At 66.5% G+C, this 20,133-nt stretch carries 14 protein-coding genes and 1 riboswitch; of the genes, 8 read left to right on the top strand and 6 right to left on the bottom strand.

Translation table 11 applies throughout. The features are described from left to right. Positions 1 to 194 precede the first annotated feature (194 nt). Together HWX36_RS32400 and HWX36_RS32395 are read left to right on the top strand one after the other, a co-directional pair. Entirely contained in the window at positions 195 to 4,898 is a 4,704-nt protein-coding gene (locus HWX36_RS32400; RefSeq protein WP_175957892.1) for a glutamate synthase-related protein, read from the top strand. 85 nt (positions 4,899 to 4,983) lie between these two features. After that, entirely contained in the window at positions 4,984 to 6,450 is a 1,467-nt protein-coding gene (locus tag HWX36_RS32395; RefSeq protein ID WP_175957891.1) for a glutamate synthase subunit beta, read from the top strand. 66 nt (positions 6,451 to 6,516) lie between these two features. Here the strand turns inward: HWX36_RS32395 and HWX36_RS37460 are convergent, their stop codons facing one another. Together HWX36_RS37460 and HWX36_RS32385 are read right to left on the bottom strand one after the other, a co-directional pair. Next, positions 6,517 to 6,765, bottom strand: a complete 249-nt coding sequence (locus HWX36_RS37460; RefSeq protein WP_244136585.1) for a hypothetical protein — start codon at positions 6,763 to 6,765, stop codon at positions 6,517 to 6,519. A gap of 212 nt (positions 6,766 to 6,977) precedes the next feature. Next, on the bottom strand, positions 6,978 to 8,111 hold the full coding sequence (locus HWX36_RS32385) for a lipid II-degrading bacteriocin (protein WP_175957889.1): 1,134 nt from the start codon (positions 8,109 to 8,111) through the stop codon (positions 6,978 to 6,980). A gap of 538 nt (positions 8,112 to 8,649) precedes the next feature. Between HWX36_RS32385 and HWX36_RS32380 the strand changes: the two genes are divergently transcribed. Continuing rightward, on the top strand, positions 8,650 to 10,140 hold the full coding sequence (locus tag HWX36_RS32380; protein ID WP_175957888.1) for a sodium:alanine symporter family protein: 1,491 nt from the start codon (positions 8,650 to 8,652) through the stop codon (positions 10,138 to 10,140). Further along, positions 10,137 to 10,703 (top strand): RNA 2',3'-cyclic phosphodiesterase, encoded by a 567-nt coding sequence (thpR, locus tag HWX36_RS32375; protein WP_175957887.1) that lies wholly within the window; start codon positions 10,137 to 10,139, stop codon positions 10,701 to 10,703. The genes HWX36_RS32380 and thpR overlap by 4 nt, the downstream gene beginning before the upstream one ends. A 102-nt stretch (positions 10,704 to 10,805) precedes the next feature. On the opposite strand, the gene HWX36_RS32370 is transcribed toward thpR, so the two are convergent. The 4 genes from HWX36_RS32370 to HWX36_RS32355 form a co-directional block, all read right to left on the bottom strand. Further along, on the bottom strand, positions 10,806 to 12,119 hold the full coding sequence (locus HWX36_RS32370; RefSeq protein ID WP_175957886.1) for a D-amino acid dehydrogenase: 1,314 nt from the start codon (positions 12,117 to 12,119) through the stop codon (positions 10,806 to 10,808). A 23-nt stretch (positions 12,120 to 12,142) separates the two neighbouring features. Next, the gene (locus HWX36_RS32365) at positions 12,143 to 13,405 is read right to left on the bottom strand and encodes an MFS transporter (RefSeq protein ID WP_175957885.1); all 1,263 of its coding nucleotides are present in this window, start codon (positions 13,403 to 13,405) and stop codon (positions 12,143 to 12,145) included. A 181-nt stretch (positions 13,406 to 13,586) separates the two neighbouring features. After that, positions 13,587 to 14,363, bottom strand: a complete 777-nt coding sequence (locus tag HWX36_RS32360) for an SDR family oxidoreductase (protein WP_175957884.1) — start codon at positions 14,361 to 14,363, stop codon at positions 13,587 to 13,589. After that, entirely contained in the window at positions 14,360 to 16,132 is a 1,773-nt protein-coding gene (locus HWX36_RS32355) for an ABC transporter ATP-binding protein/permease (protein WP_175957883.1), read from the bottom strand. Before HWX36_RS32355 ends, HWX36_RS32360 begins: the two co-directional genes overlap by 4 nt. A gap of 269 nt (positions 16,133 to 16,401) precedes the next feature. Beyond that, positions 16,402 to 16,525: riboswitch (TPP riboswitch) on the top strand. Positions 16,526 to 16,759: 234 nt separating this feature from the next. Here HWX36_RS32355 and HWX36_RS32350 point away from each other — a divergent pair. From HWX36_RS32350 to thiE, 4 genes are read left to right on the top strand one after another with little or no spacing between them, the layout of a single operon-like run. Continuing rightward, positions 16,760 to 17,896, top strand: a complete 1,137-nt coding sequence (locus HWX36_RS32350) for an FAD-dependent oxidoreductase (RefSeq protein ID WP_175957882.1) — start codon at positions 16,760 to 16,762, stop codon at positions 17,894 to 17,896. 32 nt (positions 17,897 to 17,928) lie between these two features. Next, positions 17,929 to 18,126, top strand: a complete 198-nt coding sequence (gene thiS, locus HWX36_RS32345) for a sulfur carrier protein ThiS (RefSeq protein ID WP_011350713.1) — start codon at positions 17,929 to 17,931, stop codon at positions 18,124 to 18,126. A 38-nt stretch (positions 18,127 to 18,164) separates the two neighbouring features. Beyond that, positions 18,165 to 18,980, top strand: coding sequence for a thiazole synthase (locus tag HWX36_RS32340; protein WP_175957881.1), 816 nt, complete (start codon positions 18,165 to 18,167; stop codon positions 18,978 to 18,980). Further along, positions 18,977 to 20,101 (top strand): thiamine phosphate synthase, encoded by a 1,125-nt coding sequence (gene thiE, locus HWX36_RS32335; protein ID WP_175957880.1) that lies wholly within the window; start codon positions 18,977 to 18,979, stop codon positions 20,099 to 20,101. The genes HWX36_RS32340 and thiE overlap by 4 nt, the downstream gene beginning before the upstream one ends. The last annotated feature ends 32 nt before the right edge of the window (positions 20,102 to 20,133 follow it).

The following is a 20,133-nucleotide window of genomic DNA, read 5'->3' as shown; positions in this document are numbered from 1 at the left end:
TCTATTTAATTGGGGTTCGATCAAGCGGTTTTTGTTGCTATTCCTTTGATTCGTCGCGTATATTCCGAATTCCGGTGGCCCGGGCGAAGCATGCCCATCCACTGTCGGCCGCGCCGTCTCCTGTCGGGAGCGGGATCGACGGCAACAAGAAAATGGTTCAACGGCCTCCAGGCCCCCTTTACGACGGTGTCCCCATGAACGACCACCAGCAGCCGCTCGCCGCGGTGCCCGCCGCACAAGGTCTGTATGACCCGCAAAACGAACACGACGCCTGTGGCGTCGGCTTCGTCGCTCACATCAAGGGCAAGAAGAGCCACGAGATCATTCAGCAGGGTCTGAAGATCCTCGAGAACCTCGATCACCGTGGCGCGGTCGGCGCCGATCCGCTGATGGGCGACGGCGCGGGCATCCTGATCCAGATTCCGGACGCGTTCTATCGCGAGGAAATGGCGAAGCAGGGCGTGATGCTGCCGCCGGCCGGCGAATATGGGGTCGGCATGATCTTCCTGCCGAAGGAAAACGCGTCGCGTCTCGCGTGCGAGCAGGAGCTCGAGCGCACGGTGAAGGCCGAAGGCCAGGTCGTGCTCGGCTGGCGCGACGTGCCGGTCGACCATGCGATGCCGATTTCGCCGACCGTGAAGGCGAGCGAGCCGCTGATCCGCCAGATCTTCATCGGCCGCGGCAGGGACATCATGGTGACGGACGCGCTCGAGCGGAAGCTGTACGTGATCCGCAAGACGGCGAGCCACCGCATCCAGGCGCTGAAGCTCAAGCACGGCAAGGAATACTTCGTGCCGTCGATGTCGGCGCGCACGATCGTCTACAAGGGGCTGCTGCTCGCGGGCCAGGTCGGCGTGTATTACCGCGACCTGCAGGACACGCGTGTCGTGTCGGCGCTCGCGCTCGTGCACCAGCGCTTCTCGACCAATACGTTCCCGGCGTGGGAACTGGCTCACCCGTACCGGATGATCGCGCACAACGGCGAGATCAACACCGTGAAGGGCAACGTGAACTGGCTGAACGCGCGTACCGGCGCGATCGCGTCGCACGTGCTCGCCGACGATCTGCCGAAGTTGTGGCCGCTGATCTACCCGGGCCAGTCGGACACCGCGTCGTTCGACAACTGTCTCGAGCTGCTGGTGATGGCCGGCTATCCGCTCGTGCACGCGGTGATGATGATGATTCCGGAAGCGTGGGAACAGCACACGCTGATGGACGAGAACCGCCGCGCGTTCTACGAATACCACGCTGCGATGATGGAGCCGTGGGACGGTCCGGCCGCGATCGCGTTCACCGACGGCCGCCAGATCGGCGCGACGCTCGACCGTAACGGCCTGCGCCCGGCGCGCTACATCGTCACCGATGACGACCTCGTCATCATGGCGTCGGAAGCCGGCACGCTGCCGATCCCCGAATCGAAGATCGTCAAGAAGTGGCGCCTGCAGCCGGGCAAGATGTTCCTGATCGACATGGAACACGGCCGCATCATCGACGACAAGGAACTGAAGGACAACCTCGCGAACGCGAAGCCGTACAAGAGCTGGATCGACGCCGTGCGCATCAAGCTCGACGAGATCGAGCCGAAGGCCGAGGACGTCGCGGCCGGCCGCACGCAGGGCGCCGCGCTGCTCGATCGCCAGCAGGCGTTCGGCTATACGCAGGAAGACCTGAAGTTCCTGATGGCGCCGATGGCGCAGCAGGGTGAAGAGGCCGTCGGTTCGATGGGCAACGACTCGCCGCTCGCGGTGATGTCGAACAAGAACAAGACGCTCTATCACTACTTCAAGCAGCTGTTCGCGCAGGTCACGAACCCGCCGATCGACCCGATCCGCGAGAACATGGTCATGTCGCTCGTGTCGTTCATCGGCCCGAAGCCGAACCTGCTCGACACGAACAACATCAACCCGCCGATGCGTCTCGAAGTGTCGCAGCCGGTGCTCGACTTCAAGGACATCGCGAAGATCCGCGCGATCGACCAGTACACGGGCGGCAAGTTCAGCGCCTACGAGCTGAACATCTGTTATCCGGTGGCCTGGGGCAAGGAAGGCATCGAGGCGCGTCTCGCGTCGCTGTGCGCGGAAGCCGTCGACGCGGTGAAGTCGGGCTACAACATGCTGATCGTGTCGGACCGCAAGACGGACGCCGAGCATGTCGCGATTCCGGCGCTGCTCGCCACGTCGGCGATCCACACGCACCTCGTCCAGCAAGGGCTGCGCACGAGCACGGGCCTCGTCGTCGAGACGGGCTCCGCGCGTGAAACGCACCACTTCGCGCTGCTCGCGGGCTACGGCGCGGAAGCCGTGCACCCGTATCTCGCGATGGAAACGCTCGCGAAGATGGCCGAAGGCCTGCCGGGCGACCTGTCGCCTGAGAAGGCCGTCTACAACTTCACGAAGGCGGTCGGCAAGGGCCTGCAGAAGGTGATGTCGAAGATGGGCATCTCGACGTACATGTCGTACACGGGCGCGCAGATCTTCGAAGCGCTCGGCCTGTCGAGCGACCTCGTCGAGAAGTACTTCAAGGGCACCGCGTCGAAGGTCGGCGGCATCGGCCTGTTCGAAGTGGCGGAAGAGGCGATCCGCCTGCACCGCGACGCGTTCGGCGACAGCCCGGTCCTGCGCGACATGCTCGACGCGGGCGGCGAGTACGCGTACCGCGTGCGCGGCGAAGACCACATGTGGACGCCGGATTCGATCGCGAAGCTGCAGCACGCGACGCGCAGCAATTCGTACCAGACGTACAAGGAATACGCGCACCTGATCAACGACCAGACCAAGCGTCACATGACGTTCCGCGGCCTGTTCGAGTTCAAGGTCGAGCCGACCAAGGCGATCCCGATCGACGACGTCGAGCCGGCGAAGGACATCGTCAAGCGTTTCGCGACGGGCGCGATGTCGCTCGGTTCGATCAGCACCGAAGCGCACGCGACGCTTGCGATCGCGATGAACCGGATCGGCGGCAAGTCGAACACCGGCGAGGGCGGCGAGGACGAGAAGCGCTACCGCAACGAACTGCGCGGCATTCCGATCAAGTCGGGCGAGACGCTGAAGTCGGTGATCGGCGACGAGATCGTCAGCGACATTGCGCTGAAGGACGGCGATTCGCTGCGCTCGAAGATCAAGCAGGTCGCATCGGGCCGCTTCGGCGTCACCGCCGAGTACCTCGCGTCGGCCGACCAGATCCAGATCAAGATGGCGCAGGGCGCGAAGCCGGGCGAAGGCGGCCAGCTGCCGGGCCACAAGGTGTCCGAATACATCGGCAAGCTGCGTTACTCGGTGCCGGGCGTCGGCCTGATCTCGCCGCCGCCGCACCACGACATCTACTCGATCGAGGATCTGGCGCAACTGATCCACGACCTGAAGAACGTGAACCCGAGCGCGAGCATCTCCGTGAAGCTCGTGTCGGAAGTGGGCGTCGGCACGGTCGCGGCCGGTGTCGCGAAGGCGAAGGCCGATCACGTGGTGATCGCCGGCCATGACGGCGGCACGGGTGCGTCGCCGCTGTCGTCGGTCAAGCACGCGGGCACGCCGTGGGAACTCGGCCTCGCCGAAACGCAGCAGACGCTGGTGCTGAACCGCCTGCGCGGCCGCATCCGCGTGCAGGCCGACGGCCAGATGAAGACGGGCCGCGACGTCGTGATCGGCGCGCTGCTCGGCGCGGACGAATTCGGCTTCGCGACGGCGCCGCTCGTCGTCGAAGGCTGCATCATGATGCGCAAATGCCACCTGAACACGTGCCCGGTCGGCGTCGCGACGCAGGATCCGGTGCTGCGTGCGAAGTTCAAGGGCCAGCCCGAGCACGTCGTGAACTACTTCTTCTTCGTCGCCGAGGAAGTGCGCGAGATCATGGCGCAGCTCGGCATCGCGAAGTTCGACGACCTGATCGGCCGCGCCGATCTGCTCGATACGCGCAAGGGCATCGAGCACTGGAAGGCGAAGGGCCTCGACTTCTCGCGCGTGTTCTACCAGCCGGAAGAGTGCGAGGACGTCGCGCCGCGTCACGTCGACGTGCAGGATCACGGCCTCGAGCGCGCGCTCGACCACGTGCTGATCGAGAAGGCGAAGGCCGCGATCGAGAACGGCGAGCATGTGTCGTTCATCCAGCCGGTGCGCAACGTGAACCGGACGGTCGGCGCGATGCTGTCGGGCGTGATCGCGAAGAAGCACGGCCATGAAGGCCTGGCGGACGACGCGGTGCACATCCAGCTGAAGGGCACGGCTGGCCAGAGCTTCGGCGCGTTCCTCGCGAAGGGCGTGACGCTCGACCTCGTCGGCGACGGCAACGACTACGTCGGCAAGGGCCTGTCGGGCGGCCGGATCATCATCCGACCGACCAACGACTTCCGCGGCAAGTCCGAGGAAAACATCATCTGCGGCAACACGGTGATGTACGGCGCGATCGAAGGTGAAGCCTTCTTCCGCGGCGTCGCGGGCGAGCGCTTCTGCGTGCGCAACTCGGGCGCGACGGCGGTCGTCGAAGGCACGGGCGACCACGGCTGCGAATACATGACGGGCGGCACGGTCGTCGTGCTCGGCGAGACCGGGCGCAACTTCGCGGCCGGCATGTCGGGCGGTCTCGCGTATATCTACGATCCGGAAGGCACGTTCGCGGCGAAGTGCAACAAGTCGATGGTCGCGCTCGAGCCGGTGCTGCAGCAGGCCGAGCAGGAGCGCACGGTCGACCGCGCACTCTGGCATGCGGGCACGACGGACGAAGCGCTGCTCAAGGGGCTCGTCGAGCGTCATTTCCAGTTCACGGGTTCGCCGCGCGCGAAGTCGCTGCTGGAAAACTGGGACGCGGCGCGCCGCCAGTTCGTGAAGGTGTTCCCGCACGAATACAAGCGCGCGCTCGGCGAGATCGGCGCGAAGAAGGCGGCGAAGGAAGAACTGGCCGCCTGAGCGACGAACGACATAGCGACTGCCGCGCGCGCATGACTGCCGCGCGCGGCTCCCCCACTCGATATACCGAACAGAAGAGCACCTTATGGGCAAGGCAACCGGTTTTCTGGAGTTCGAACGCCGCCACGAGGCGTACGAAGCACCGCTCACGCGCGTGAAGCACTACAAGGAATTCGTCGCGGCACTGACCGACGCGGACGCGAAGGTCCAGGGCGCGCGCTGCATGGATTGCGGCATCCCGTTCTGCAACAACGGCTGCCCGGTCAACAACATCATTCCGGATTTCAACGATCTCGTTTACCGCCAGGACTGGCAGCAGGCGATCGAAGTCCTGCACTCGACCAACAACTTCCCGGAATTCACGGGCCGCATCTGCCCGGCGCCGTGCGAAGCGGCGTGCACGCTCGGGATCAACGACGACCCGGTCGGCATCAAGTCGATCGAGCACGCGATCATCGACAAGGCCTGGGCGGAAGGCTGGGTGAAGCCTGAGCCGGCCGCACACAAGACGGGCAAGAAGGTTGCCGTCGTCGGCTCCGGCCCCGCGGGCCTCGCCGCCGCGCAGCAGCTCGCGCGTGCGGGCCACGACGTGACGGTGTTCGAGAAGAACGATCGTGTCGGCGGCCTGCTGCGCTACGGCATTCCCGACTTCAAGCTCGAGAAGTGGCTGATCGACCGCCGCATGCGCCAGATGGAAGCGGAAGGCGTGACGTTCCGCACCAGCGTGTTCATCGGCAAGGATCCGCTGCCCGAGTCGATCGGCAGTCTCGCGAAGGAAACCATCTCGCCGGACACGCTGAAGGAAGAATTCGACGCGGTCGTGATCGCCGGCGGTTCGGAAACGCCGCGCGACCTGCCGGTGCCGGGCCGCGAGCTCGCGGGCGTCCATTTCGCGATGGATTTCCTGCCGCAGCAGAACCGCGTGAACGCGGGCGACAAGCTCGTCGACCAGTTGCTCGCGAAGGGCAAGCACGTGATCGTGATCGGCGGTGGCGACACGGGTTCGGACTGCGTCGGCACGTCGAACCGTCACGGCGCGAAGCAGGTCACGCAGTTCGAGCTGTTGCCGCAGCCGCCGGAAGAGGAAAACAAGCCGCTCGTGTGGCCGTACTGGCCGATCAAGCTGCGCACGTCGTCATCGCACGAGGAAGGTTGCGAGCGCGACTGGGCAGTCGCGACGAAGCGTCTCGAAGGCAAGAACGGCAAGGTCGAGAAGCTGATCGCGGTGCGCGTCGAGTGGAAGGACGGCAAGATGCAGGAAGTGCCGGGCTCCGAATTCGAAATGAAGGCCGACCTCGTCCTGCTCGCGATGGGCTTCACGCAGCCGGCCGCACCCGTGCTCGAGGCATTCGGTGTCGCGAAGGATGCGCGCGGCAACGCGCGTGCGGCGACCGAAGGCGATCGTTCGTACTACACGTCGGTCGACAAGGTGTTCGCGGCGGGCGACATGCGCCGCGGCCAGTCGCTCGTGGTGTGGGCGATCCGCGAAGGCCGCCAGTGCGCGCGCTCGGTCGATGCGTACCTGATGGGGCATTCGGAACTGCCGCGCTGAGCTGAATAGCGCGAGCGGGTTTCGATGAAAGCCGGGCGTCCGAAAGGGCGCCCGGTTTTTTTGAAGTTATCGGCGATCGTGAGCTTGTCCGGTTTTGTCGACTGGCTGATCTTTGACTTGCCAATAGCTTGAAAGCTGTTCGTTGCAGTCGATCATCGCGATGTATCTAGTTTCGTCAATGAGCAGCGGGAATTCCCACATGCCCAGTTTCCATGCGTGATACTGCGGCGCACCGTCGAACCGGATGCTGTCCAGCGGTACTCCTTGTTCCTCGAGACGTAGCAGGACCTTGTTTCGTAGCGTATCGAGAGACATGTCAGGGCAAGTGCCTTCGGTCCGCTCATATCGGGAAGTCGCAACGACGACGAACAGTAGCGCATAGGTGCCAATCGCTGCGATAACTAGCCAGAGAACTAGCCGGAGGATTCCGCGTATGACTCTGGAAATCATGAGGCGCTCACTGTGGGTATGAACAAAATACGGGGTTGACCCGGGCAGTCGAATTTTCGGAGCCGCCCGGGGGCCTGCTAGCGAGTCGGTCGCATCAGTCCGCCGAACGACGGCCTATGGACTGCCTGCGGGGGGCGTGCGCCTGCATTCTTGACAGGTCGTTGGCCGGAGAACGTGAGACTTTTTTCACCGAAAAAGTTGATTTGATAGTCCTTATGTCCCAAGGTGGCGCCGAGCTTGGACAGGAACGTCGTCGCAGCCTCCTGCAGAAACGGTCGGTTTGAAGGATCTGCATCGAACTTGTCGGGATTGAGTGAGTAGTAACCGACGAATCGATATGTATCGTCCTCCAGCATTTCAAGCGTGCCACGTACCCTGCCGGATACTCGCCCAAAGACTGCGGCGCTCCAGAGATCCTTTCTCCCGTGATTGAAGATGTTGGTGCTGAAACCGGTGTCGAACGAGTAGATGCCGGGGCCATACCCGGGATTTTCAATGGCTCTCGATATTTCCGAGAAATCGAGGACGCTCATCTTCAAATTGAGTGATTCGATATGAACGGTTCGTTGAGTTCCGTCTCCGTGTATCCAATGATTGAGTGCTTCGACGAACATCAGCGGATTGCCATATGACGCGAATGTGCTCGTTGGCGGGATGCCGCTTGATTGTCCGATATAGATGCCAAATAGCGCAGTGATGTTGGCATATGTTCCTGGTTCAAAATTGAATCCGTATTGATTGGCGCCGGGCAAATGTTTGTAGCCACCGATGGCCAACCAAGGAGTGAAACCACCCACCAGCATTAATTGATTACGCCAGAATTTTGTGTCGTTGCCTCCGAAGACTTGGAGATGTTTGAGAAACATCTCGGTGGCGCGGATCATGTTGCCCGTGTTTGCGAAAAGCAACATGAAATTTGATGTGCAATACTGATTGAAGCAAATTGAAGGTGCCGGCATTCCGGCGCCGGGGTTGGCACCCGGGATTTCGTTTGCCTTGATGCCGAAATCACCAAAATTAAAGTCGGGCGGCCTCGGTGCCGTGATCTCGATGGGCGGGAGGACGTTGTTCTGAGCCATGGCCGTCGCGTGCTTCAGCAGCGTGCCAAACGGAAGCATGGTTGACGCGACCAGAAGACGTCGTCGCATCAAAGGCTGTTGTTTTTCTTCAGAGGCGTGGCTCGTATTTTTCAAAAGGTTATGCTTCGTCATTTCATATCCCGTGCAGTGGTGATTTCGATGATTGATTCGCATGCCTGAGAATGAGACGGTTATGTTTTTTTATGCTATCTGCAAGGAGTTCGTTCGGCACGTATTCACGGGGGAATCATCCGGAACGCTTCAACGAAGCGAAGTCAAAACAGATTCCCGAGAGCATGCGATCGCGCCCCCTTGTCTCGAAATTAGCCGCGCGCCGGCGGGGGACGCGGGGATGCGGAGGACACGTGGTCGGTCGACCGATCGGCTACCGCTGTATATCGTTCGGTAAGCGCCGAGAAAAGTCGAAATACGGAAACACTTTTCTCTGCGTGTCCTGTTGACTCAGCAATGTGTCAAACAGTCACGGGGGATTGTCCAAGGTGACGGGGGCGTGTCGACGCATCTGATCAGGAGAGATCGGCCCCTTGATTTGTCACGGCACCGAATTCTTTCATTTTGTAATGATCCTTGAGAACTGTCATATCATGTCGCCTTTCAGGCCGCGTCCGCGGCGGCCGCACATGACTGACCCCATTTACAAGGACTCTGGATGGAAGCATTCGTGCAAGGGCTGATCGACGCCGTCAACGGCGTGCTGTGGAACTACGTGCTGATCGCGCTGCTGCTCGGCGTGGGCGCGTGGTTCACGCTGCGGTTCCGGATGATCCAGCTGAAGGCGCTGTTGCTCAGCATCAAGCTGGTCGGCAGCAAGGGCGAGCCGGGCAGCATCTCGTCGTTCCAGGCGTTCGCGACCGGGCTCGCAAGCCGCGTCGGTACCGGCAACATCGCCGGCGTCGCGGTCGCGCTGACCGTCGGCGGGCCAGGCGCGATCTTCTGGATGTGGATGACGGCGCTCGTCGGGATGTCGTCCGCGTTTGTCGAGGCGACGCTCGCGCAGATCTTCAAGGTGTCGCATCCAGACGGCAGCTATCGCGGCGGCCCCGCGTACTACATCCAGACGGGCCTGCGCTCGCGCGGCTTCGGCGTGCTGTTCTCGCTGTCGCTGATCCTCGCGTTCGGCTTCGTGTTCAATGCGGTGCAGGCCAACGCGATCGCCGATGCGTTCGACACGTCGTTCGGCTGGAGCCGCGCGACGGTAGGTCTCGGGCTCGTGCTGCTGACCGCGCCGATCATCTTCGGCGGGATTCGCCGGATCGCGGCAGTTGCGCAGGTGATCGTGCCGCTGATGGCGATCGGCTATCTCGCGCTCGCGGTCTACGCGGTCGCGACGCATATCGCGCTGGTGCCGGGCGTGATCGCGCTGATCGTGAAGAGCGCGTTTGGTCTCGAGCAGGCGGCGGGGGGCCTGACGGGCTATGCGGTCAGCCAGGCAGTCGCGATGGGCGTGAAGCGCGGGCTGTTCTCGAACGAGGCCGGCATGGGCAGCGCGCCGAATGCGGCGGCAACCGCCAGCACGCGGCATCCGGTCGTGCAGGGGCTGATCCAGATGCTCGGCGTGTTCGTCGACACGATCGTGATCTGCAGCGCCACCGCCTTCGTGATCCTGCTGTCGGGCCAGTACGAACTGGGCGCCGGCATGGAAGGCGCGGCGCTCACCCAGCGCTCGATCGCGAGCCACGTCGGCGACTGGGGCGGCATCTACATGGCCTTCGCGATCTTCTTCTTCGCGTACTCGTCGGTGATCGGCAACTACGCGTATGCGGAAGGCAACGTCGAGTTCATCACGAGGCGGCGCGGCGTGCTGCCGCTGTTCCGCGTCGCGGTGCTCGCGATGGTGATGTTCGGCAGCGTCGGGCAACTGCCGCTCGTGTGGGCGATGGCCGATACGAGCATGGGGCTGATGGCGATCATCAACCTGATCGCGATCCTCGCGCTTGGCAAGTACGCACACGCGGCATGGCGCGACTATCGCCGTCAGCGCGCGGCAGGGGTTGCCGATCCGGTGTTCACGCGCAACACGATTCCGGCACTCGCGAACGTGCTGCCGGCCGACGTGTGGGGCGAGCATGGCCCGCTGCCGCAGCGTCCGGCCGCGCCCGATGCCGCGAGCGTGCCTCGCGCGGTGGTGCGCGAGTCATGAACGGCGACCGGCTGCGCGTGTTCGTCGCGCTGATGCCCGATGCGGCATCGCGCGACGCGCTACACGCGTTGCCGGTTGCCCGTGGCGCACGGCGTTCGCTGCCCGCGCAACTGCATGTGACGCTCGCGTTCGTTGGCGCGATCGAGCGGGTGTGCTGCGATGAGCTGGCCGCATGCCTGCCGGCGCTCGCGGCCGCGCATGCACTGCCGTTGATGCCGGTCGAACGGATCGCGTGGTGGCCGAGCCTGCCGCGCGCGCGGCTGATCGTCGCGGAACTGGCCGCCGAGCCGGCGTGTGCGGCGTTGAATGTCGCGCTGTCGGCGAAGCTGCGCGAGCTCGGCGTGCCGGCTGACCGGCGGCCGTTCCGCCCGCACGTGACACTCGCGCGGCTGCCGCACGATGCGGTCGGGCAGCCGGCGCACGGCGGTGCGGTGAAGCGGCCGGTCGCGCTGCGGTTCGATGCGCTTACGCTGTTTGAAAGCCGGTTGTCGCACGAAGGCGTGTCGCATCGGCCGATCGTGTCGGCGCCGATTGCGCGGGCGGGCGGCGAAGCGGCGGATTGAGCCGTTCCGGGGAGGCCTGGCAAAGGCCGGCCGCCGTCGTTGCCATGCCGCGTGCGGGCTGCCGCTGCATCGCTGCGGCGATATCGCGCAACCTCCAGCCTGCTATCCGTAGCGCGCGAGCGTCAATCCCGACAGATCGATTTCCGGTTCTCGCCCTGTAACGAGATCCGCCACCACCTTCCCCGATCCCATCGACATCGCCCAGCCGGTCGAGCCGTGGCCGACGTTGAGCCAGAGCCCGTCGATCCCGCTCGCGCCGAGCAGCGGCGGCCCGTCAGGCGTCATCGGCCGGCGGCCGACCCAGAAGCGCGCCGACGTGCGATCGGCCGCGTGCGGGAACCAGTCGTCGAGCACCTTCATCAGCGTATCGAGCGCCTGCTGTCGCAGCGCTGCGTGCCGGTTGCCGAGTTCCGCGGTACCCGCGACACGCAACGTCGGGCCGAAACGCGTGATCGCCGTCTTCAGCGATTCGTCCATCAGCGCGGCACGCGGTGCTTTCTCGTCGTCGACGACGGTGAGCGTCGCCGAGTAGCCCTTCACCGGATACAGCGGCACATCGATGCCGTGCGGCCGCAGCAGGCCGGCGCTGTCGACGCCGAGCGCGACGACGATTGCATCGGCGGCGAGCCGCGCGCCGCGGTGCTTGGCGCCGGGGTTCGATGCGCGCGGACTCGGCCCGTCATCCCCGTCGCCGTGACCAACGATCCGCACGCCGCGCACCCGGCCGGCTTCAACGTCGAGCGCCTGCACCTGCGTGCGAAAGCTGAACGCCACGCCGTTTGCTTCGCACAGCGCCCGCAATTCGCGCGTGAAGCGTGCGCAATCGCCGGCTTCGTCGTCGGGCAGGTAGATGCCGCCGACGGGCGCCTGCCGCGCCCAGCGCAGGCCCGGTTCGATTGCCGTGCAGCCGGCCGCGTCGAGTTCGCGAAACGCGATGCCCGCGTCGCGCAGCACCTTCAGCGCGGGCTGCACCATCTCGACGTCGAATGCGCCGCGCAGCAGTTGCAGGTAGCCGCGGCTCGCGCCGTAGTCGAACGGATGGCGGTCGCGAAACGCGTGCAGGCATGCGCGGCTGTAGTACGCGATGCGCTGCATCCGCTGCTTGTTCACGCGGAACCGCTCGAATTCGCATTCGCGCAGCCAGCGCGCGATCCAGCGCCACTGCGCGGTGTCGAGCGTGGGCCTGAAGATCAGCGGCGACGCGGGCTTGAACAGGTACTTGAGGATCTTGCCGGGCATGCCGGGCGCGGCCCAGGGTGTCACGTAGCCGGGGGCGATCACGCCCGCGTTGCCGAGGCTCGTCGCCCGGGCGACATCGTCCTCGCGCTCGATCACGGTGACGTTGCAGCCTGCTTCGCGCAGGTGCCAGGCGGTGGTGACGCCGATCACGCCGGCGCCGAGAACGATCACGTGCATGCGGTTTTCCGGGCGAAGGGGGTTCAGGACGCGACGGCCGGATCGTCGGCGAGCGACCTGCCGCGCGTTTCCGGGAGCACGAGCGCGGCGACGATCACGAGCAAGTAGCCGCCGCCCGCGACGAGGCCGATCGCCTTCACGAGCGACATCGACTGCGACAGCGAGCCGACGAGGATCGGGAAGAACGAGCCGAGTCCGCGCCCGAGGTTGTAGCAGAAGCCCTGGCCGGAACCGCGGATCGCACCGGGATACAGCTCCGACAGGTACGCGCCGATGCCCGCGAAGATCCCCTGCACGACGATGCCGAGCGGGAAGCCGAGCAGCAGCATCGCGGTGTCGGTGATCGGCAGCATCGTGTACGCCATGCCGAGCGAGAACGAGCCGATCGCGAACAGGATGAACGACGCGCGGCGGCCGAGCCGGTCGGACAGGATCGCGCCGACCACGTAACCGACGAACGAGCCGACGATCAGCACGACGAGATAGCTGCTCGTGTTGAACACCGACAGGTGGCGGACGGTTTTCAGGTAGGTGGGCAGCCACGTCGTGATCGCGTAGTAGCCGCCGAGCATCCCGGTGCACAGCGCGCTGCCGAACAGCGTCGCGCGCAGGTGCGCTGGCGAGAAGATCTCGAGGAAGTGGCCCGACACGCGGCCTTCGTCGCGCGCACGGCGGGTGGCCGCGTAGATGTCGGGATCGCTGACGTTGCGGCGGATGTACAGGATCCACAGCGCGGGCGCGATGCCGATCCAGAAGCACGCGCGCCACGCGACCTGCTCGGGCAGCAGCGCGAAGAACGCCCAGTAGAGGATCGCGGCCGCGCCCCAGCCGAACGACCAGCTGCTCTGCACGGTGCCGACCGCTTTCCCGCGATGCTCGGGCGAGCGGATCGTCTCGGCCATCATGATCGTCACGACCGACCATTCGCCGCCGAAGCCGAAGCCCTGCAGCGTGCGCGTCGCGAGCAGTTGCCAGAACGAGTGGGTAAAGCCGGACAGGCACGTGAACAGCGCGAACGTCGCGATCGTCCACTGCAGCACGCGCACGCGGCCGTAGCGATCGGCAAGGATGCCGGCGGCCCAGCCGCCGAGCGCCGACGAGATCAGCGAACTCGTCGCGATCATCCCGGCCTCGCTCTTCGTCATGCCCCAGGTGGCGATCAGCGTCGGAATCAGGAACGAATAGATCATGAAGTCGAACGCGTCGACCGCGTAGCCGCCGAAGCCGGCGTATAGCGTCCTGCGCTCGCGCGTCGACAGTTCGTTGAACCACTGGAATGCCTGCATGCTTGCCGCCTCCTCGTTTGTCTCGTCTCGCGCTGCCGTACGGCGGCTATTTTACGGGCGGGATGCGGGGTGCCAAAAAGGTGAGTGCAGGTGCGTGGCGGTGCGGCGAACGGTGAGGGCGGCGTTCGTTCGGGGAAGGCGTGACGGCCGATCGCGCTCGGGCGCCATGCCGGCACTTGCTTCAGAGCGTCAGGCCACCGTCGACATGAATGACCTGACCGGTAATTTGCCGCGCGGCGTCCGACAACAGGAACGCGATCAGTGCGGCCACATCGCCGGGTTCGGCGATCCGGCCGAGCGGTGTCGCCTGTTCGGCGTGCGCCCACGCAGCCGCATTGCCGGCGCTCGGCCCGTGGTCCTTGCGCGTGAAGCCCGGCGCGACGACATTGACGGTGATGCCGCGCGCGGCGAATTCGGCGGCGGCGGTGCGCACGAGCGATTCGAGCGCGGCCTTGGCGGCGGCGGTGGCCGCGAACGGTGCGTCGGCGCGGTAGCGGTGCGCGACGAACGAGCTGACCGCGACGATCCGTGGCGCGGCCGACGCTTCGAGCAGCGGCCGCGCGCGGCCCGCGAGCGAGGAGAACGCGCCGGGCATCGCCGCGAAGGCGGACGCGAGCGCGTCCGCGGAAAGATCGGAGAAGGATTGCCGTGCGGCGAAGCCCGCGTTGGCGACGAGCTGATCGAGCCCGCCGAAGCGCGTGGCGGCTGCATCGACGAGCGAAGCGGCGACGCCCGGCTCACCGAGATCGCCGGTGAGCGTGATGCACGCCGCGCCGGCCCCCGTGCACGCATGCGCGACTTCGGCGAGCCGGGCCCGCGCGGCGTCGTCGGCGCCGCGCGCGTGCAGCGCCAGCGCGATGCCGGGCGCCGCGAGCCGCCGCGCGAGCGCCGCGCCGATCCCCGAGCCTGCCCCGGTGATCAGCGTGATCCGGACGATGTGCGCGGCCCGTTCGTTCACGCCGCGACCTTGTCGCTCTCGTTTACGCGCTCGACGTTGATCGTGCCGACGTGGAACGCGGCCAGCGACTCGCGGTGCGCGATGCTGACGATCGCGGCCTTCGGCAGCCGCTCGGCGAACAGGTGGTACAGGCGTGCTTCGTTGTCGGCGTCGAGCGCGCTGGTCGCTTCGTCGAGGAACAGGAAGTCGGGCTTGTGCAGCAGCACGCGCGCGCCGGCCAGGCGCTGCTGTTCGCCCGGCGACAGCACACGGGTCCAGTGCGCGTTCTCGTCGAGGCGGTCGACGTAATCCTCGAGGCGGCATGCGCGCAGCGCGTCGCGGCAGGCTTCGTCGCTGAACGCGTCGGGTGTCGCCGGATAGGTGAGTGCTGCCTTCAGCGTGCCGATCGGCAAGTAGCTCGTCTGCGGCACGAACATCATCCGCGCGCCGACCGGCGCATCGATCGCGCCGTCGCCGAACGGCCACAGGCCCGCGAGCGCGCGCATGAACGTGCTCTTGCCGGAACCCGACTTGCCGATCACGAGCCAGCGCGAGCCGGGCTCGATCGTGACGCTGCCGATGTTCGCGAGCGCGTTGCCGTTCGGCAGCGCGAGCTTGAGCGACGACGTCGACAGTTTCGCGCCGTCGACGTAGTGCAGGTTGATGCCGCCGTGCTCGGTCGCGGGCGACAGGCTTTCCTTCAGGTGGGACGTGCCCATCACGCGCTTGAATTCGCGCAGACGGTTGACGGTGGCGCGCCATTCGACGAGGGTCGAGTAGCTGTTGATGAACCACGAGAACGAATCGCTGACGGTGCCGAACGCGGACGAGATCTGCATCAGCACGCCGAACGAGAACGCGCCCGCGAAATAGCGCGGCGCGGCGACGACCAGCGGGAAGATGATCGCGATCTGCCCGTAGAAGCTCAGCACGAACGTGAGCCGCTTCGTGTACTTCATCACGCGCCACCAGTTGTCGCGGATGCGCATGAAGAGGGTCTGCGCGTTGCCGGTCTCGGTCTTCTCGCCGTCGTAGAACGCGATCTGCTCGGCATTCTCGCGCACGCGGATCAGCCCGAAGCGGAAGTCGGCCTCGACACGCTGCTGCTGGTAGTTGATCGACACGAGCGGATGGCCGACCTTCTGGATGATCAGCGAGCCGACCACCGCGTACAGCGCGGCCGCCCACACCATGTAGCCGGGGATCGCGATCGGCGTCGCGCCGAGCGAAATCGTCAGCGCGCCGGCGAGCGACCACAGGATCGTGATGAACGACACGAGCGTGACGACCGTCGACAGCAGGTCGAGCGACAGCGCGAGCGTGGTCGTCGCGAACGACTGGAGATCGTCGGTGATCCGCTGGTCGGGGTTGTCGGCGAGGCGGTCACGCTCGATCCGGTAGAACGCGCGATCGCCGAGCCACTGGCCGAGAAAGCGGTCGGTGAGCCACTGGCGCCAGCGGAAACCGAGCATCTGCCGCAGGTAGCGGCCGTACACGGCGAGGATGATGAACGCGAACGCGAGCGCGGAGAACTGCATCAGCAGGTTCGGGAAGTCGTGGACGTCTTTCGACTGCAGCGCGTTGTAGAACTCCGCGTTCCACTTGTTCAGCCGGACGTTGATCCAGACCACGCAGAGGTTGATCGCGATGATCGCGACCAGCAGGCCCCACGCGATTTTCCATTCGGACGATACCCAGTAGGGCTTGATGAGGCGCCATGCGGATACCGGGCGCTCGTCCTGCGGCGCGTCGGAGGCGGCGGAGCGGACGGGATCGATCGATTGGGTCATGTGCTTCCTGATGAGTAGCCGGCGCGCGGGCCGGGCGAAGCCGGGCGCGCGCCGCGATACGGCATGCCGGGACGCGGCGCCGACTGACGGCGGGCGTCCGGATGGTCGCCCGCGTGTCTTAAACGGCGCTTAAGGCCGGCGGTGACGCGGCAACCGGCCGCTCACGCGGCCGGCCTGCGGGCATTGTGCCAGAGCGGCGCGGCACGACGGCGAATTTGCCGCAAGGGGGACAGTTTGCGGCGCTTTCCGCTTTTATGGTCTAATGGCCGACGACGAAACAGGGGTGCTTCGTGGCGCGGCCGGCAGATGTTCCGGGCAGCGCGATGAGGCTGAGAAAGACCCTTCGCACCCGATCCGGGTAATACCGGCGAGGGAAGTTTCCGATCCCGCCGGGTCGCGCTGGCTGCCATCCCACATGGTCAGCGCCCTTGTCCCGCCCGGCCGGCCTTTGCTGCCGGTTTCGTCCTTTTGGGTACGCGCTTTGCGCGTTACGGAAGGAATGATGACCGCACAATCTTCAGTTTTTTGCATGGTTCCCGGCCCGATGTCGCGTGCGTTCGCACGGGGCGGCGCGTGCACGTCGACGCTCGTCGTGCGCGCTTGCGCGGCTCGCGAGGAGCGTGTGCGATGAACGTCCAGGATTCCCGACCCGATTTCGCGGTGCTCGGCGGCGGCCTCGTCGGCCGCCTGATCGCATGGCGGCTCGCGGGCGACGGGCATCGCGTCGCACTCTACGAGCGCGGCGGCCCGGACGGCGAGCAGTCGGCCGCGTGGGTCGCGGCTGCGATGCTCGCGCCGCTCGCGGAAGCGGCGAGCGCGGAACTGCTGATCACCGAGCTCGGCGCAGCTTCCCTCGCGCGTTGGCCGCAGTGGCTCGCGGAACTGCCCGAACCCGTGTTCTTCCAGCATCACGGCACGCTCGTCGTCTGGCATCACGCGGATCGCGCGGAGGCGCCGCTGTTCGAGCGGCGCGTGCGCGCGAACGCGCCGGCCGACCTGTTCGACAACGGTTTCGTGACGCTCGCCGGCGCGCAGGTCGATGCGGCCGAGCCGGTGCTCGCGGGCCGCTTCGCGCGCGGCCTGCTGTTGCCGAACGAAGGCCAGCTCGACAATCGCCAGGCGCTGCGCGCGCTCGCGGCGGGCCTCGTCGAGCGCGGCGTCGACCTGCACTGGCACGTCACGATCGACGATGCGAACCTGCCCGCCGCGCATGTCACGATCGATTGCCGCGGGCTCGGCGCGAAACCCGCGCTGCCCGTGTTGCGCGGCATCCGCGGCGAAGTCGCGCGCGTGCGCGCGCCCGGCATCGGGCTTACCCGGCCCGTGCGGCTGCTGCATCCGCGCTACCCGCTGTACATCGCGCCGAAGCAGGACGATCTCTACGTGATCGGCGCGACCGAGGTGGAGGGCGAGGACATGTCGCCCGTCAGCGTACGCTCCGCGCTCGAATTGCTGAGCGCGGCGTTCTCCGTGCATCCGGCGTTCGGCGAGGCGCGCATCCTCGAACTCAACGCGCAGTGCCGGCCGACGCTGCCCGATCATCGCCCGGCGGTGATCTGGGACGGCGCATCGACGCTCGCCGTCAACGGCCTGTACCGGCACGGCTTCATGATCGCGCCGGAAGTCGCGCACGCGGCGGTTGCGGTCGCCGAAGCCGCGCTCGGCGGCGCGTTCGGCGATGCCGATGCGTTCGCCGCGTGGCGCGACGCCGAGCGCTGGCCGACGCTCCTTCATCACCGCAACGACGCGCGCCAGCCGGCCTGACGCGCGCTGCCGACCGAATTCGACGAAGTCTCATGGATATCCAGATCAACCAACAGAACCTGACGTTGCCCGACGGCGCAACGGTGGCCGACGCGCTCGCCGCGTACGGCGCGCGTCCGCCGTATGCGGTCGCGCTGAACGGCAACTTCGTCGCGCGCACGCAGCACGCGGCGCGCGCACTCGCGGCGGGCGACAAGCTCGACGTCGTGCACCCGGTCGCGGGCGGCTGAGCGCCGCCGGTTCGTCCCCGCTCTTCCAGGAAAACGACATGACGTCCCCCACCTCCGCCGACGCGCTGACGCTGTACGGCGAAACCTTTGCAAGCCGCGTGCTGCTCGGCACGTCGCGCTACCCGTCGCTGCAGTCGCTGTCCGATTCGATCGCCGCGTCGCGCCCCGGGATGGTGACGGTCGCGCTGCGCCGCCAGATGACGGGCGGCACGGCCGAAGCCGGCTTCTTCGAGCTGCTCAAGCGCCACGCGGTGCCGCTGCTGCCGAACACGGCCGGCTGCCAGACCGTCGCCGAAGCCGTGACGACCGCTCATATGGCGCGCGAGGTCTTCGGCACCGACTGGATCAAGCTCGAACTGATCGGCGACGACTACACGCTGCAGCCCGATCCGGTCGGGCTGATCGAGGCCGCCGCGCAACTGGTGAAGGACGGTTTCAAGGTGCTGCCGTACTGCACCGAGGATCTGGTGATCGGCCGGCGCCTGCTCGATGTCGGCTGCGAGGCACTGATGCCGTGGGGCGCGCCGATCGGCACGGGCAAGGGCGTCGTGAACCCGTACGGCTTGCGCGTGCTGCGCGAGCGGCTGCCCGACGTGCCGCTGATCGTCGACGCGGGGCTCGGCGTGCCGTCGCACGCGTGCCAGGTGATGGAGTGGGGTTTCGACGGTGTGTTGCTGAACACCGCCGTGTCGCAGGCCACGCACCCGGAGATCATGGCGCGCGCGTTTGCGCAGGGCGTCGAGGCCGGCCGCGCCGCGTATCTCGCCGGGCCGATGGATGCGCGCGAGACCGCGCATGCGAGCACCCCGGTCGTCGGGATGCCGTTCTGGCACCAGGACGGAGGCGGCGCATGAGCGCGCGCTTCGCCGATGCGTTCTGGCCGCCGGCCGACGAACTGGCCGAAGCGGCCGAACGGATTCGCGCGCGGCTCGGCGACTGGCCGGGCGGTGCGGCGCCGTGGCGGCTCTGCGTTGCGGTGCCCGATGTGCCGGCCGACGGCGACGTGCTGATCGTCTCGGCTGGCGACCGCGCCGCGCAGGCGCGCGCGTCGGCTGCGTCGTGGCCCGCGGCGCCGGGCGCGGTCGCGATCGAATTCGACGAGCAGGGCGCGGTACTGCACGCGGCGGGTGCACGCTACGCGCTCGACGCCGCGCATCCGCTCGGGGACGACTGGATCGCCGCGCTCGCCGCGTTCCTCGATTGCGGCTTTGCGCCGGTCGACGCGCTGGTGCTGGCGCTGGCCTGGCGCGACGGCGACGAGACGCGCGCGGCAGACGCGTGGCCGGTCGACGCCGCACGGTTCCCGCGCGTCGCCGGGCTGCCGGCCGCGCCCGAGCCCGCGTTCGCGCCATGCCCCGCGCAACTCGGCCTCTATCCGGTCGTGCCGGATGCCGAATGGGTCGAGCGCGTGCTCGATTGCGGCGTGCGGACCGTGCAATTGCGCGTGAAAGGCTCGACGCCGGACGCGTTGCGCCGGGAAATCGCTCGTGCGGTCGCGGCGGGGCGTCGCTATCCCGATGCGCGCGTGTTCATCAACGATCACTGGAAGATCGCAGCAGATGAAGGCGCGTACGGGGTTCATCTAGGTCAGGAAGACCTCGAAACGGCCGATCTGGCGGCAATCGCGCGCGCGGGCCTGCGGCTCGGACTTTCGAGCCACGGTTATTACGAAATGTTGCGGGCGCTGCACGAGCGCCCGAGCTACCTCGCGCTCGGTCCCGTGTACGCGACCGCGACCAAGGCCGTTGCGGCACCGCCGCAGGGTCTTGCGCGGATCGCCCGCTATGCGCGCTTCGCGGGCACGCAGGCGCCGCTCGTCGCGATCGGCGGGGTGGGCCTCGACACGCTGCCGGCCGTGCTGGCAACCGGCGTCGGCAGTGTCGCGGTGGTCAGTGCGGTGACGGGCGCGGCCGACTATCGGGCTGCCATTGTTGCGCTGCGGCAATGTTTTCCCGGACAATTTGACAATCATTGACCGCAGGACACGGAACGGCGTCACGACATCAT

It is taken from the genome of Burkholderia sp. BCC0405 (assembly GCF_902833075.1).
Classification (GTDB): Bacteria; Pseudomonadota; Gammaproteobacteria; order Burkholderiales; family Burkholderiaceae; genus Burkholderia.
This window is presented reverse-complemented; position numbering and strand designations above follow the sequence as displayed.

What these genes read in the sequence shown, in the direction of transcription:
- HWX36_RS32400 (WP_175957892.1), top strand. Translation starts at nt 195, where the DNA reads ATGAACGACCACCAGCAGCCGCTCGCCGCGGTGCCCGCCGCACAAGGT.
- HWX36_RS32395 (WP_175957891.1), top strand. Translation starts at nt 4,984, where the DNA reads ATGGGCAAGGCAACCGGTTTTCTGGAGTTCGAACGCCGCCACGAGGCG.
- HWX36_RS37460 (WP_244136585.1), bottom strand. Translation starts at nt 6,765, where the DNA reads ATGTCTCTCGATACGCTACGAAACAAGGTCCTGCTACGTCTCGAGGAA.
- HWX36_RS32385 (WP_175957889.1), bottom strand. Translation starts at nt 8,111, where the DNA reads ATGACGAAGCATAACCTTTTGAAAAATACGAGCCACGCCTCTGAAGAA.
- HWX36_RS32380 (WP_175957888.1), top strand. Translation starts at nt 8,650, where the DNA reads ATGGAAGCATTCGTGCAAGGGCTGATCGACGCCGTCAACGGCGTGCTG.
- thpR (WP_175957887.1), top strand. Translation starts at nt 10,137, where the DNA reads ATGAACGGCGACCGGCTGCGCGTGTTCGTCGCGCTGATGCCCGATGCG.
- HWX36_RS32370 (WP_175957886.1), bottom strand. Translation starts at nt 12,119, where the DNA reads ATGCACGTGATCGTTCTCGGCGCCGGCGTGATCGGCGTCACCACCGCC.
- HWX36_RS32365 (WP_175957885.1), bottom strand. Translation starts at nt 13,405, where the DNA reads ATGCAGGCATTCCAGTGGTTCAACGAACTGTCGACGCGCGAGCGCAGG.
- HWX36_RS32355 (WP_175957883.1), bottom strand. Translation starts at nt 16,132, where the DNA reads ATGACCCAATCGATCGATCCCGTCCGCTCCGCCGCCTCCGACGCGCCG.
- HWX36_RS32350 (WP_175957882.1), top strand. Translation starts at nt 16,760, where the DNA reads ATGAACGTCCAGGATTCCCGACCCGATTTCGCGGTGCTCGGCGGCGGC.
- thiS (WP_011350713.1), top strand. Translation starts at nt 17,929, where the DNA reads ATGGATATCCAGATCAACCAACAGAACCTGACGTTGCCCGACGGCGCA.
- HWX36_RS32340 (WP_175957881.1), top strand. Translation starts at nt 18,165, where the DNA reads ATGACGTCCCCCACCTCCGCCGACGCGCTGACGCTGTACGGCGAAACC.
- thiE (WP_175957880.1), top strand. Translation starts at nt 18,977, where the DNA reads ATGAGCGCGCGCTTCGCCGATGCGTTCTGGCCGCCGGCCGACGAACTG.